This window comes from Faecalimicrobium dakarense (assembly GCF_000499525.1).
Taxonomy (GTDB): domain Bacteria; phylum Bacillota; class Clostridia; order Peptostreptococcales; family Peptostreptococcaceae; genus Faecalimicrobium; species Faecalimicrobium dakarense.
Window position 1 is genome coordinate 1 of sequence record NZ_HG529275.1, and the last position, 14075, is coordinate 14075.

General features: G+C 28.2%; 12 protein-coding genes and 1 pseudogene. 11 read left to right on the forward strand and 2 right to left on the reverse strand.

The features are described 5' to 3' along the window. Positions 1–351: 351 nt before the first annotated feature. Positions 352–2393: pseudogene (locus BN899_RS20765) on the forward strand (urocanate hydratase). 283 nt (positions 2394–2676) lie between these two features. On the opposite strand, the gene BN899_RS05165 reads toward BN899_RS20765, so the two are convergent. Further along, on the reverse strand, positions 2677–3306 hold the full coding sequence (locus tag BN899_RS05165; protein ID WP_042273471.1) for a GNAT family N-acetyltransferase: 630 nt from the start codon (positions 3304–3306) through the stop codon (positions 2677–2679). 95 nt (positions 3307–3401) lie between these two features. Between BN899_RS05165 and BN899_RS05170 the strand changes: the two genes are divergently transcribed. The 6 genes from BN899_RS05170 (at position 3402) to BN899_RS05195 (ending at position 8406) form a co-directional block, all read left to right on the forward strand. After that, the gene (locus tag BN899_RS05170; RefSeq protein ID WP_242824084.1) at positions 3402–4211 is read left to right on the forward strand and encodes a MerR family transcriptional regulator; all 810 of its coding nucleotides are present in this window, start codon (positions 3402–3404) and stop codon (positions 4209–4211) included. 86 nt (positions 4212–4297) lie between these two features. Then, positions 4298–6151, forward strand: coding sequence for a molecular chaperone HtpG (htpG, locus tag BN899_RS05175; protein ID WP_042273472.1), 1854 nt, complete (start codon positions 4298–4300; stop codon positions 6149–6151). A 232-nt stretch (positions 6152–6383) separates the two neighbouring features. Then, entirely contained in the window at positions 6384–7013 is a 630-nt protein-coding gene (locus tag BN899_RS05180; protein WP_042273473.1) for a hypothetical protein, read from the forward strand. Positions 7014–7025: 12 nt separating this feature from the next. Further along, the gene (locus BN899_RS05185; RefSeq protein ID WP_042273474.1) at positions 7026–7559 is read left to right on the forward strand and encodes a DUF4878 domain-containing protein; all 534 of its coding nucleotides are present in this window, start codon (positions 7026–7028) and stop codon (positions 7557–7559) included. A gap of 175 nt (positions 7560–7734) precedes the next feature. Beyond that, positions 7735–7935, forward strand: a complete 201-nt coding sequence (locus BN899_RS05190; RefSeq protein ID WP_042273475.1) for a cold-shock protein — start codon at positions 7735–7737, stop codon at positions 7933–7935. A gap of 138 nt (positions 7936–8073) precedes the next feature. Next, complete coding sequence (locus BN899_RS05195; protein WP_042273476.1) at positions 8074–8406, forward strand: hypothetical protein; 333 nt, start codon at positions 8074–8076, stop codon at positions 8404–8406. 132 nt (positions 8407–8538) lie between these two features. Here BN899_RS05195 and BN899_RS05200 read toward each other — a convergent pair whose 3' ends face one another. Next, the gene (locus tag BN899_RS05200; RefSeq protein ID WP_042273477.1) at positions 8539–9906 is read right to left on the reverse strand and encodes an MATE family efflux transporter; all 1368 of its coding nucleotides are present in this window, start codon (positions 9904–9906) and stop codon (positions 8539–8541) included. A gap of 298 nt (positions 9907–10204) precedes the next feature. On the opposite strand from BN899_RS05200, the gene BN899_RS05205 reads away from it, so the two are divergent. Genes BN899_RS05205 through rbsA form a run of 4 tightly spaced genes read left to right on the forward strand, consistent with a single transcriptional unit; the run spans position 10205 to position 14067 of the window. Then, positions 10205–11218: a LacI family DNA-binding transcriptional regulator gene (locus BN899_RS05205; RefSeq protein ID WP_242824085.1), complete on the forward strand. Its 1014-nt coding sequence runs from the start codon at positions 10205–10207 to the stop codon at positions 11216–11218. A 32-nt stretch (positions 11219–11250) separates the two neighbouring features. Beyond that, positions 11251–12162 carry a ribokinase gene (gene rbsK / locus BN899_RS05210; protein WP_042273479.1) on the forward strand — a complete coding sequence of 304 codons (912 nt, stop codon included), beginning with the start codon at positions 11251–11253 and terminating at the stop codon, positions 12160–12162. A 3-nt stretch (positions 12163–12165) separates the two neighbouring features. Continuing rightward, entirely contained in the window at positions 12166–12561 is a 396-nt protein-coding gene (rbsD, locus tag BN899_RS05215) for a D-ribose pyranase (protein WP_042273480.1), read from the forward strand. Between the two features lie 21 nt (positions 12562–12582). Then, positions 12583–14067, forward strand: coding sequence for a ribose ABC transporter ATP-binding protein RbsA (gene rbsA, locus BN899_RS05220; protein WP_042273481.1), 1485 nt, complete (start codon positions 12583–12585; stop codon positions 14065–14067). Positions 14068–14075 lie beyond the last annotated feature (8 nt).

Consider the following 14075-nt stretch of genomic DNA (forward strand, 5'->3'; position numbering starts at 1 on the left):
AAAAGGATAAAATTTATACATAACTGTATAAAATTTATCCTTTTTTTACGCTCTTATATATTGCTTTTTTTTATTAATGTATTATTTTTTTTACTTATGGAGTATTTTTAATTTCTATATATATATAACATGAGCGAAGAGGGGGATTGTATAAGTTGCACCGATATTTAAGCGACTGTGTCGGCTCTATGAGCAAAGCGAATTTTGCGAATGCCTGGAAGAAAGCTTATATAATTAATCATCGAGCGGCCCATATTATATATAAATTAAAAAACGGAATCTGGCATGAATGTTGCTTATATAAAAGATGTATTAGTTGAATGTAAAATATAAAATTAGGGGGATTTTATTATGGAGATGGTATTAAATAAAATAAACAAAGATATTAAGGAATCAATGAGCATTAAAATAACTCATATTCCAAAAGAAGTACCAAAATTTATAGAAGGAATAAGAAGAGCACCTAAAAGGGATGCAAAATTATCAGAAAGTGATATAAAACTAGCTTTAAAAAATGCTTTAAGATACATACCAGAGGAATACCATGAGGAATTAGCTCCAGAATTTTTAGAAGAATTAATGACTATGGGAAGAATATACGGATATAGATTTAGACCAGAAGGAAATTTAAAAGGAAAAAATTTCGAAGAATATGAAGGTAGATGTACAGAGGGTAAAGCTTTCCAAACAATGATTGATAACAATTTAGATTTTGATATAGCGCTATATCCTTATGAACTTGTTACATACGGTGAAACAGGGCAAGTATTCCAAAACTGGATGCAATATATAGTAGTAAAAGAATATTTAAAAGTACTAACAGAAGATCAAACTTTAGTTATACAATCTGGCCATCCACTAGGATTATTTAAATCAAAGCCTGATGCACCAAGAGTAATAATAACAAATGGATTAATGATAGGAATGTTTGATAATTTAGAAGATTGGAAAAGGGCAGCTGCAATAGGTGTATCTAACTATGGTCAAATGACTGCTGGTGGATGGATGTACATAGGACCTCAAGGTATAGTTCATGGTACTTATTCAACATTATTAAATGCAGGAAGATTAGTTCTTGGAGTTGACCAACACTCAGACTTAAAGGAAAATTATTTGTAACATCAGGACTAGGTGGAATGAGTGGTGCTCAAGGAAAAGCGGCAGAAATAGCAGGTGCAGTTGGTATAATAGCTGAAGTTGATTATTCAAGAATAGAAACTAGACATTCTCAAGGATGGGTAAGTGAGGTAGCTAGAACTTCTGAAGAAGCTTATGCATTAGCTAAAGAATATGTTAAAAAGGGAGAACCTTGTGCAATAGCATACCATGGTAATATTGTAGACTTACTAGATTATGCAGTAGAAAATAATGTTCATATAGATTTATTATCAGATCAAACATCATGCCATGCAGTTTACGATGGAGGATATTGCCCTCAAGGAATTAACTTTGAAGAAAGAACTAGATTATTATCAGAAAACAAAGATGAATTTATAAAATTAGTAGATAAAACTTTAATTAAGCACTTTGACTTAATCAAAGAATTACACAATAGAGGTGTTTACTTCTTTGATTATGGAAACAGCTTTATGAAGGCAGTATACGATGCAGGATGTATGGAAATATCTAAAAATGGTGTAGATGAAAAGGATGGATTTATATTCCCATCGTATGTTGAAGATATATTAGGACCACAATTATTTGACTATGGATATGGACCATTTAGATGGGTTTGCTTATCAGGAAAAGAAGAAGATTTAGAAAAAACAGATAAAGCAGCAATGGAGATAATAGACCCGAATAGAAGATATCAAGATAGAGACAACTGGGCATGGATAAGAGATGCAAAGAAAAATGCTTTAGTAGTTGGAACTCAAGCAAGAATACTTTATCAAGATGCAATGGGAAGAACAAATATAGCTCTTAAATTTAACGATATGGTAAGAAAAGGTGAAATAGGTCCAGTAATGCTAGGAAGAGACCACCATGATGTTTCAGGTACAGATTCTCCATTTAGAGAAACATCAAATATTAAAGATGGAAGTAATATAATGGCTGATATGGCTACTCACTGTTTTGCAGGTAACTGTGCAAGAGGAATGAGTTTAGTAGCTCTTCATAATGGTGGAGGAGTTGGTATAGGGAAATCTATCAATGGAGGCTTTGGTATGGTACTAGATGGCTCTCAAAGAGTAGATGATATACTAAGAACTTCTATGCCATGGGATGTGATGAATGGAGTTGCAAGACGTGCATGGGCAAGAAATGAAAATTCTATAAGTACAGTTATAGAATACAACAAAATGTGCGAAGGTAAAGACCATATAACTCTTCCATATATAGTTGATGAGCAATTATTAAATGAGGTTATGGAAAAAAACATTTCTAAATAAGGCTTACGCAAATTCAAGAAAGATTATAATCCTGGAAGTTGTCCAAGTGAAAATTTACAATTTATAATGCAATTAGGTTAAGTATTAAATTTAGTGATAAAAATAGGAGTTAATTAACTCCTATTTTTATATTGAAGGAAATTATATTTTATCCGGTTTGTGGATAAATATAATTTCCAACCGATAAGCTTGAGCAACGGACCTGATTTGTAGGTCGTTGGAGACATGAAGTGCAGCGCCCACGCAGTGGCTAAAGCAAAGCGAATTTTTTATCACTAATATATTAAAAGTCATATCTATATAAAAACACATTAAGATGGCTTTTTATATTATCAAGATACACAGCTTTTTCATTAACCAATTTATATCCTTGACTATCATAAAATCCATAATTACATCTATCATCAGTATATAAATATAAAGACTTAACATCCATACTTTTCATATACTCATTTAAATATTTAACCAAAGTCTTTCCTACACCAAGACCTCTGCTTTCTTTACTTACAATAAATAAATTAATGCATCCTTGAAATTCATCTTCAAACCCATCTATAAGCTCTTTATAAGCAGATATAACTTTTGAAAACTCATTTAATTCCTTTATATTTTTATAATCAGATAAAATTAAATCTACATCATCAGCATTATCAAATAAATCCTTAGAGTCACATTTTAAATTATTTTTATCAGATTTAGCACCACCTAAGATAAATCCAATAACTTTACTATCCTTTTCACATATCTTACTAAAGGAGCTTTCTAAAATACAATTTTGTAGATAACTACCTAACACAACATCTAATAAATTCTTATCTTCAATAAATTTATCAAATCCAAATGCATTACCTATAAATTCTTTCATGCAATTATAATCTTCTTTTAATATTTCTCTGTAAACAACTTGACTCATAATATTTTTCTCCTTCAAAACTATATTTAAATACCTTATAATAAATGTAAAGTGTGCTCTAAGGGGAGAGTCAATAAAAAAATAAAATATAGGATGTGATTAATATTAAGAATATATTTTCTATTGGTGAGGTTTCTAAAATCAAAGATATAACTATAAAGGCACTGAGATATTATCATAAGGTAGGAATCCTTATTCCAAAGTATATAGATGAAAATAGTGGATACAGGTACTATACAATTGATCAATTTATTTCTATAGATATTATAAAAGGTTGTAGAGAATTAGGTACAAGCATATCAGAATTACAAGAGATATTCAAAGAGTGTGATACTGATAAGTTATTAGAGTTTTTACAGCTTAAAAAACAAGAGGCAAAAGATAATATATGTAAAATGGAAAATATAATTAAACATATTGATGATTTAAGCTTAACTATAAAAGATTCAAAAGAGATTATAAAAGAAAGTGATATAAAAATTAAGTATTTTAATAAGCGTCATATAGTTGCAATAAAATGTGAAGAGGCGGGCAACTTAAATGAGTTAATATATTATTCAGATTTAGATAAAATTATTAGTGATTATAATATAGAAACATCTATAAATAGAGGTATAATATATAAATTAAACTCATCAGAAGAAGTAGAGCCACAGTATGTATTTGATGTAGTAAAAGATATTAGTAAAATAAAAGATAAAAGTAATATAAAGACATTGCCAAGTGGCGATTATATTACATTAATTTATAATAAAGAAAATATTGATGAAAAAAGAAAAGAGTTACTAGATTATATAAAAGAAAATAATATAAAAGTTGAAAATATAATTGAGACAGAAATATTTAATGATATATTCAATACAGATGATTTTAGTTGTCAAATTCAAATTCTTATAAAAAATTAGCACTCGATACTTGACAGTGCTAATAAAATGATTAAAATAATAAATATAGAAAAAATTTATTAAAAATAAACTTAGGAGGAGATAAAATGGAAAATAAAAAAGGCAATATATCAATACATACAGAGAACATATTCCCTATAATAAAGAAATGGTTATACTCTGACAAAGACATATTTTTAAGAGAGCTTATAAGTAATGGATGCGATGCAATAAACAAGCACAAAAAATTAATTTCTTTAGGGGAAATATCAGACAATAAAGATAATGACTACAAAATAAATGTAGTTATAGATAAAGAAAATCAAACACTTATATTTGAAGACAATGGTATAGGTATGACTGAGGAAGAAGTAGAAAAGTATATAAATCAAGTTGCTTTTTCTGGAGCTGAAGATTTTGTAAATAAGTACAAAGAAAAAATAAGTGAAGAAAATGATATAATAGGTCACTTTGGATTAGGTTTCTATTCAGCATTTATGGTATCTAAAAAAGTTCAAATAGATACATTATCATATAAAGAAAATGCTGAGGCTGTAAGATGGATAAGTGAAGGACAAACAGAATATGAAATAAGTCACAGTGATACTAAAACTACAAGAGGTACAACGATAACACTATACTTAGATGATGATAGTAAGGAATTTTTAGAAGAGTATACTGTAAGAAGTATAATTGACAAGTACTGTTCATTCTTACCAGTTGATATATACTTAAAAGTTAGTGGGAAAGAAGAAGAGGATTTAAAACCTATAAATGATACAAAGCCTTTATGGACAAAATCACCAAAGGATTGTACAGATGAGGAATACAAAGAGTTTTACAGAAAAGTATTTAAAACATTTGACGAACCATTATTCTGGATACACTTAAACGTTGATTATCCATTTAACTTAAAGGGAATATTATACTTCCCTAAATTAAAAAATGAGTTTGAACTTATAGAAGGTAAAGTGAAATTATACAACAATCAAGTGTTTGTTGCAGATAATATAAAGGAAGTTATACCAGAGTTTTTATTACTGCTTAAAGGTGTAATAGATTGCCCAGATTTACCTTTAAATGTATCTAGAAGCTTCTTACAAAATGATAAAGATGTAAGCAAAATATCTAAGCATATAGTTAAGAAAGTTTCAGATAAACTAAAATCATTATACAAAAATGAAAAAGAAAACTATGAAAAATTCTGGGATGATATACAAGTATTTATAAAGTTTGGATGCTTAAAAGATGAAGGATTCTACGATAGAATAAAAGATATTATATTATTTAAAAATATTGATGATAAATACTTAACACTTAATGAGTATCTAGAAAGCTGTAGGGAAAAGCATGAAAACAAAGTATTTTATATAAGTGATAAAAATCAACAATCTCAATATATAAAATTATTTAAAGATTATGGGTTAGATGCAATAACTTTAGATACTAGTATAGATAATCACTTTATATCATTTATTGAATATAAAAATCCACAAGTTAAGTTTAAAAGAATAGATGCAGATTTATCAGATGTATTAAAAGATAAAAATGAAGATGAAAATAAAGAAGAAAAAACTGTTATAGAAAATCTATTTAAAAATTTAGTTAGTGATAAAGTAAAAAATTACTCAGTAGAGAGCTTAAAGAGTGAAGATACTACAGCTATAATATTAGTATCAGAAGAATCAAGAAGAATGGCTGAAATGAAATCACAATTTGCAGGAATGGATTTTGGGATGAATTTTGAAGAAGAAAAGACTTTAGTTATAAATAATAATAGTCCAATAGTTAAAAAGTTAGTTGATTTAAAAGATGATGAAAGTAAAAAAGAACAATTATCTTTAATATGTAATCAAATAGTAGATATAGCCCTACTTTCAAATAAAGAATTAGATTCAAAAGAACTAGATGAGTTTATAAAAAGAAACAATAAACTTATAAGTATGGTAATGGATTTATAAAAAAATGTACCCTAGTGTTTATAATATATAAATGCTAGGGTATTTTTTGTATACAAGAAGATTAAATGTAAAAATATGGAATAAAATGTAGAAAAATAACAATATATACCATTTTATATTAAAAATATTTTAAATTAAATAAAAAATACTAAAAATACGCAAGTTTCGACAAAATATTACAAAATGATTATGATATATTACTTAAGGATAAAAGTTGAGGGAGGCATTTAATATGAGCTATCGTAAGAATGATTATGAGATGAATTATGTTAAGGAGGATATTGAGCAGAGTTTTTTTAAAAGGAATAAAAAAGTGATTATAGCAATTATAGTATCATTTTCATTAGGGATTATGGGAGGATCATCTATCGGAATAGATGAAGAAGAACATAACGAAGTTAAGTCTCAATTAGAAAATAAATCTAAAGAATTAGAAACTGCAAATGCTAAAGTATCAGAGTTAGAAATCAAAGTTCAAGAAGCTAAACCATACTTCGATATGAGTAGTGCTGAACAAGAAGCTATGAAAATAGAAGTAGCTAAAAAAGAAGAAGAAAATAAGAAAGAGCAAGAAAGAATAGCTGAAGAAAAAAGATTAGCTGCATTAGAAGCAAGAACAAAAACATTAAAAAATGGAAACTTCGTAGCAGGTAAAGACTTTGACTCAGGCACATATGATATAGTAGCTGTTGCAGGTGGAGGAAATGTATCTGGAGGAAGTATATTCAAGGGTGGAATAAATGCAATAATGGGACCCGCAGATGATGGGTTTTACCAAAAAGAATATAAAAACATAGTATTTAAAGATGGTGAAAGCTTAAAAGTAAGTAATGTTACTATAAAGCTTATACCAGCTGAATAGGAGGATAAATAAATGAAAAATAAATTAAAATTAATGATGATGGCTATGATTACAGTATTTGTAAGTGTGGGATGTTCAAGTGAAACTCCTACTGATGTTGTAAATAATTATTTCGATGAAATAAAAAAAGGATCAAATGCACAGGTTAGTGAATTATTCATGAACTCATTAGATAATGATACAGATGGCAAAGAAAATGAAGAAGAATCTACTGAGATTGCTGAAGCTATGAAGATATATTTCTCTAAAATAAATGTAGATGTATTATCTGAATCAGTTGAAAAAGACAGTGCTAGTGTAGAAGTTGAATTAACTGGATTAAACTTTGCTAAGATCACATTAGCAGTATTTGAAGAAAGTTTATCTAAAATGTTTGAAGTTCAAGAAAATGATGTTGAAAACTTAGATAGCGAATTCTTAGCAAAAACTAAATCAGCTACAGTAGAAACTAGAAAAGGAACTATAAACTTAACAAAATCAGATGATAAGTGGAAGATAAAAGAAGATTTAAGTTTAACTAATTTAATGCTTGGAAGTGTAGAATAATAAAAAACTTGTTAGTTAATTTAAATCATTGGAATATCAGTGTTTAAGCATGTTTTAATATATACATTAAGAAACAATTAAAAATAAAGGTATCTTTTTAAAGTAATAAGGTGTATACTTATAAGTGTAGTAAATAAAAAGAAAGCCTTTTATAAAAGGTATGGAGAATTTTAAAATGAATAATGGAACAGTAAAATGGTTTAACAACGAAAAAGGATTTGGATTTATATCAGTAGAAGGTGGAGATGATGTATTCGCACATTTCTCAGCTATACAAACTGATGGATTTAAATCATTAGAAGAAGGACAAAAAGTAAGCTTTAATATAGTTGAAGGTGCTAGAGGACCTCAAGCTGAAAACATAACTATATTATAATATAGATTAGAAAAAGACCGAATGGTCTTTTTTTAATACCATTATGGCAAATATATTAAGTGTTAAATAAAAATATAAGAGCTAGTTTTATATTTAAATTAGAGATTTGAAATATAGATTAATATAGGAGGTATAAGTATGAAAGTGTTGAAAAGAGGACTAAAAAAAGAAGACATAGTTAACGTTAAAAGATATAATAAATGGTATATAGTAACAGAAGATGATGTAAGAATACTTGTAAATGAAACTTCGAGAACTGATCAAGACGATGACTCAAATAAGGTAGACTGGAAAAATAGCAAGGCGTACATATCTATGGGTAACTTTGAATCTAGTAAAAAATTTTACGAAAAGAATAAAGAATTAGAGCTAAAGTTATATATCAAAGCAGATATTGGAACTTTATACAATGAATACAAAGTAAATGATTGGAGTTTAACTGAAAGAGGAATAGAAGTAGATTTAGTATAAATAAAATAGATGAAAATATTAATACATATAAAACGTTAAGTATAAAATATACTTTATTTTTTTATGCTTACATTTAAGCTAAAAGCTCTTTTAATCAACCTAAGATTAAAAGAGCTTTTATTTTAAATATTATTAAATTTCCTTAGATACACCAATAGAATAACTTCCCTGTGGATCTAACATTGCATTTATTTTCTTTAAATAATCAAGTATTAAAGGAACAGCAGCAGCAATCCAAGCCATTGGACCTGCTAAACAAATACCAGTATAACCTATTAAAGCAGGTAGTGTAAAAGCAACTACAGTTCTAGCAACTAATTCAGCAACACCAGCCATCATAGGAACAAAAGTATGCCCCATTCCTTGTAATGTATTTCTGTATATAAATATTAAACTAAGTGGTATAAAGAAAAATGCCACTGTAGAAAGATATTTCTTAGCATAAGCTATAACATTTGGGTCAGCATCTGATACAAACATGTTAATAAACATTTCACCAAAGAATATAAGTACAAATGCAGCAACAATACCTATAATTATGTTAATTATAGTACATTTTTTAACACCTTCTTTAATACGTTCAATGTTTCCTGCACCAAGGTTTTGTGCTGAATAAGTAGCCATAGTAACACCAAATGTAACACTAGGTTGCATAACAAGTTGTTCAACTCTAGAAGCTGCAGTATGAGCCGCAACAACAGTTGAACCAAATGCATTAACAGCACCTTGTAATATTATTGCACCAATAGCAGTTATTGAAAATTGAAGAGCCATTGGAACTCCTATTCTTAAATGTTGTTTAATATATTCATTTTCAAACTTAAAGTGCTCCTTTTTTAGATGTAGTATAGGGAATTTCTTTGCAGTATATATAAAGCATAATAATCCTGAAACTCCTTGCGATATAACAGTAGCAAAGGCAGCTCCAGAAACTCCCATTTTAAAATTAACGATAAATACTAAGTCTAGCACTATATTTAGAATCGATGAAACTATTAAAAAGTATAAAGGCGTTTTACTATCTCCAAGGGCACGTAAAATACCTGATATCATATTATAGAAAAATGTTGCTGCAGTTCCAGCAAAAATTACTGTAATATAAGTTGCTGCATCATTTATAATATCATTTGGAGTATTCATTAAACGAAGTAGTGGTTTAGCTGCAAATACACTTATAATAGTAATAATAATTGCTAAAACAGTAGATAGTACAATTGAACTAGCTACAGCTTTTTTTAGCCCTTCTTCATCATTAGCACCAAATTTCTGAGAAACTAAAACAGAAAATCCTGAAGCCAACCCTAAAACAAATCCAATTATTAAAAATGTCATTGAACCTGTAGAACCAACTGCAGCAAGTGCTTTTACTCCAAGAAACCTTCCTACGATTATTGTATCAACCATACTGTAAAATTGCTGAAAAATATTCCCTATTAATAAAGGAATTGAAAAAAGTAAAATAAGTTTTACTGGATTTCCAGTAGTCATGTCTTTAGTCATATAATCTCCTTTCTGATAAATAAAATATATCCATCTAAATAGAATAACATGGTTTGTATCTCTATACAACAACTTATGTGTTTCATATTAAAAATGTACGCCTAATATTAAATAAATATATTTTTTTATATTAAAACGATTATTATGATGATTTAAATTAAGCAATTTATATTATAAATTAATAAAATCGAGAAAACGTTTTTTGAAAGTTGTTGATTTAATTTAAAAGCCATGATATTATTTAGGTAACCGGTAAAGTAAAACGGTTTCCTAAACCGGTTACTTTAAAAGAGGAGAGATGAAATTGTCAGTAACAATAAAAGATATCGCAAACTTAGCAGGTGTATCAAAAACAACTGTTTCAAAAGTCATAAATAATAAAGATGAAAGTATAAGTAAAGCTACTAAAGATAAAATATTAAAAATTATGAAAGAGCAAAACTATGTTCCAAATAAACTTGCTCAAGGGTTAGTAACTAAAAGAACAAAAACAATAGGTCTTTTAATACCAGATATTAGAAACCCATTTTTTACAGATATATCAAGAGGGGCAGAAGATTATGCTCGTAAAGAAGGCTACAATATAATATTTTGTAGTACAGATGAAGATTATGAAAGAGAAGTTGAGTGTATAGAAATGATATGTGAAAAAATGGTAGATGGAATAATATTTGCACCATCTTCAAATACATCAAATAAAGATGATAGATATAAAAATTTAAATACACCAATGGTATTAGTAGATAAAAATTTAGATATATCAAATTCAAAAGGATTAGTAAAAGTAGATAATAAAAATGGCACTTATGAGGCTACTAAACACCTTATAAATAAAGGCCACAAAGAAATACTTTATCTTAGTGGTCCTTTGAAAAATGATATAACAAGAGATAGATTAAATGGATATTTAAGAGCTTTAGAAAAAAACAATGTAAACTTAAATGAAGATTATATAGTAGAAGGTAAATACAAGTATGAATGGTCATATGAATTTATAAAAAATATGAAAGAAATAAATTATACTGCAATATGCTGTGCCAATGACTTGATGGCAATAGGTGCTATACAGGCATTAAGAGAAAGAGGACTTAATGTTCCAAATGATATAAGTGTAGTAGGATTTGACGATATTCAAACCGCAAAACTAATAGACCCATCTCTTACTACTGTAAGGCAACCTGCTTATGAAATGGGTGAAAAGGCTAGTGAAATACTTATAGATTATTTAAAAAATAAGGATAAAGATTCTGTTGGCACAATAACATTTAAGCCAGAACTTATAGTAAGAAACTCAACAAAATCAATAGAATAAAATTTTTAATCTAATATAAAGGGGAGACATATATGAAAAAGATATGTGTTATAGGAAGTCTTAATATGGACTTAGTTGTTAATGTAGATGAAATGCCAAAGAAAGGTCAAACATTAATAGGAAGTAGCTTTAGAGAAGTTCCAGGTGGAAAAGGTGCTAACCAAGCAGTAGCTATAGCTAGACTTGGTGGAGATATATGCATGATTGGAAAAATAGGTAATGATAGTTTTGGTAAAATACTATTAAACCAATTAAAAGAAGATAATGTTAAGACTGATTATATAAAAGAAGAAAACTGTTCATCAGGTGTTGCTATTATAACAGTAGATAAAAATGCTGAAAACTCAATAGTAGTAGCACCAGGTGCAAACTTTAAACTTCTAAAAGAAGATATAGATAAATGTATAGATGGTATAAATAATAGCGATATAGTAGTAGTTCAACTTGAAACCCCAATAGATACTATAAGATACTCACTGCAAAAAGCAAAAGAGCTAGAAAAGTATACAATACTTAATCCAGCACCGGCAGTTAAATTAGATGATAGTATAATTAAAAATGTTGATTTACTAACTCCTAATGAAACAGAACTTGAAATATTAAGTGGGATAAGTATAAAAAATGAAGAAGATATAAAAATAGCAGCTAGGACTATGATAGAAAAAGGAGTAAAAGAACTTATAGTAACACTAGGTTCTAAAGGAAGCCTTTATATAAACAAAGATGAATTTAAGTTTAAAAAATCATATAAAGTAAATGCAATAGATACAACAGCAGCAGGAGATAGTTATACAGGAGCATTAGCAGTAGCATTTTCAAAGGATAAAAGTATAGATAAAGCTATGGACTTTGCATCAAAAGTAGGGGCTTTAACTGTTATGAAAAAAGGTGCACAGACATCACTTCCAAAAATAGAAGATGTTATAAATTTCAAGGGGGAATAGCATATGAAAAAAGCAACTTTAATAAATAGTGAAATATCTTATGAAATTTCTAAAATGGGTCATACAGATTCTATAACAATATGTGATAGTGGTCTTCCAATACCCAGTAGAGTAAAAAGAATTGACTTAAGCTTAAAAAAGGGATTACCAACTTTCTTAGATACATTAGATACAGTACTTACTGAATTATGTGTTGAAGAGATTATAATAGCGAAAGAATTAATAAGTGCAAGTAATGATTTGTACTTAGAAATAGTTAAAAGATTTGAAAATACAAAAATAACAATAGTTTCTCATGAAGAGTTTAAAGAAATGACTACTTCATCTAAAGCAATAATTAGAACTGGAGAATATACTCCATATGCAAATATAATACTAAAATCTGGTGTAGTGTTCTAAATTCTAGAAGGAGTGAAGATTATGCAAAAACCAATATTGCAAATGAAAGGTATTGTAAAAGAATTCCCAGGAGTTAAGGCATTAGATGGGGTAAATCTAGAGATTTATGAAGGTAAAATTATGGGGCTTATGGGTGAAAATGGAGCAGGTAAATCTACACTTATGAAAATATTAAGTGGTGTTTATAAAAAAGACGGTGGAGAAATTTATTATAAAGGAAAGCTAGAAGATATAAAAGGAACTAAAGATGCTCAAAACAAGGGAATAGCTATAATACATCAAGAGCTAAACTTAATAAATGACCTTACTATAGGAGAAAATATCTTCTTAGGAAGAGAACCTAGAGGTTCTTTTGGAAGAATAAACTTTCCTAAGTTACATGAAGATGCAGGTAATATTTTAAAAAAATTAAATGTAGAGTGTAGTTCAAGGCAATTATTAGGAGACTTAAGCATAGGTCAACAGCAAATGATTGAAATAGCAAAGGCACTATCTTTAAATGCTAAAATAATAATAATGGATGAACCAACAGATGCACTAACGGACAAAGAAACAGAAAGTTTATTTAAAGTTATAAATGAGCTTAAAGAAGAAGGAAAATCAATAGTTTATATATCACATAGATTAAAAGAAATATTTGAACTTTGTGATTATATAACTGTACTTAGAGACGGAAAATATGCAGGTCAGGAAAATGTTTGCAATATTAATGAAGATAAGATGATAGAAATGATGGTTGGAAGAAAGCTGACAGAACAATTTCCAAAGGTAGAAGTAGATAAGAGTGAAGTAATACTTGAAGTTAAAAATTTAAAAAATAAATATGTAAATGATATAAGTTTTAATGTTAAAGGTGGAGAAATAGTAGGAATATCAGGTCTTATGGGAGCAAAAAGAACTGAACTCGCAAAGACAATATATGGATATTATAAAAAAGAAAGCGGAGAAATTTACGTAAAAGGAAGAAAAATCGAAAATAAGTCGGCTAAAGATGGCCTTAAAAATAAAATTGCATACGTATCAGAAGATAGAAAAGGAGATGGATTAATACTTGGGCTATCTGTAAGAGAAAATATGAGTATATCTTCTTTAGACAAAGTATCATCAAAATTTAGAGTTAATAAAGCAAAAGAATTAGAAGAAGTAAAAAGTTATATAAAGAAAATGAACATAAAAACGCCAAGTGAAAATCAAATAATAAAAAATCTAAGTGGCGGTAATCAGCAAAAGGTAGCAATAGGTAAAGCCTTAATGACAAAACCAGAAGTATTAATACTAGATGAACCTACAAGAGGAGTAGACGTAGGAGCTAAAAAAGAAATCTATGACCTTATAAATGAATTTAAAAAAGAAGGTAAAGCAGTTATTATGATATCTTCTGAGATGCCTGAAATATTAGGTATGAGCGATAGAATATTAGTACTTAGTGAAGGTAATTTAACAGGAGAATTTGATAGAGAAAATGTAACTCAAGAAATGATACTAAAAAGTGCTGTAAATAACTAGGAGGGAAA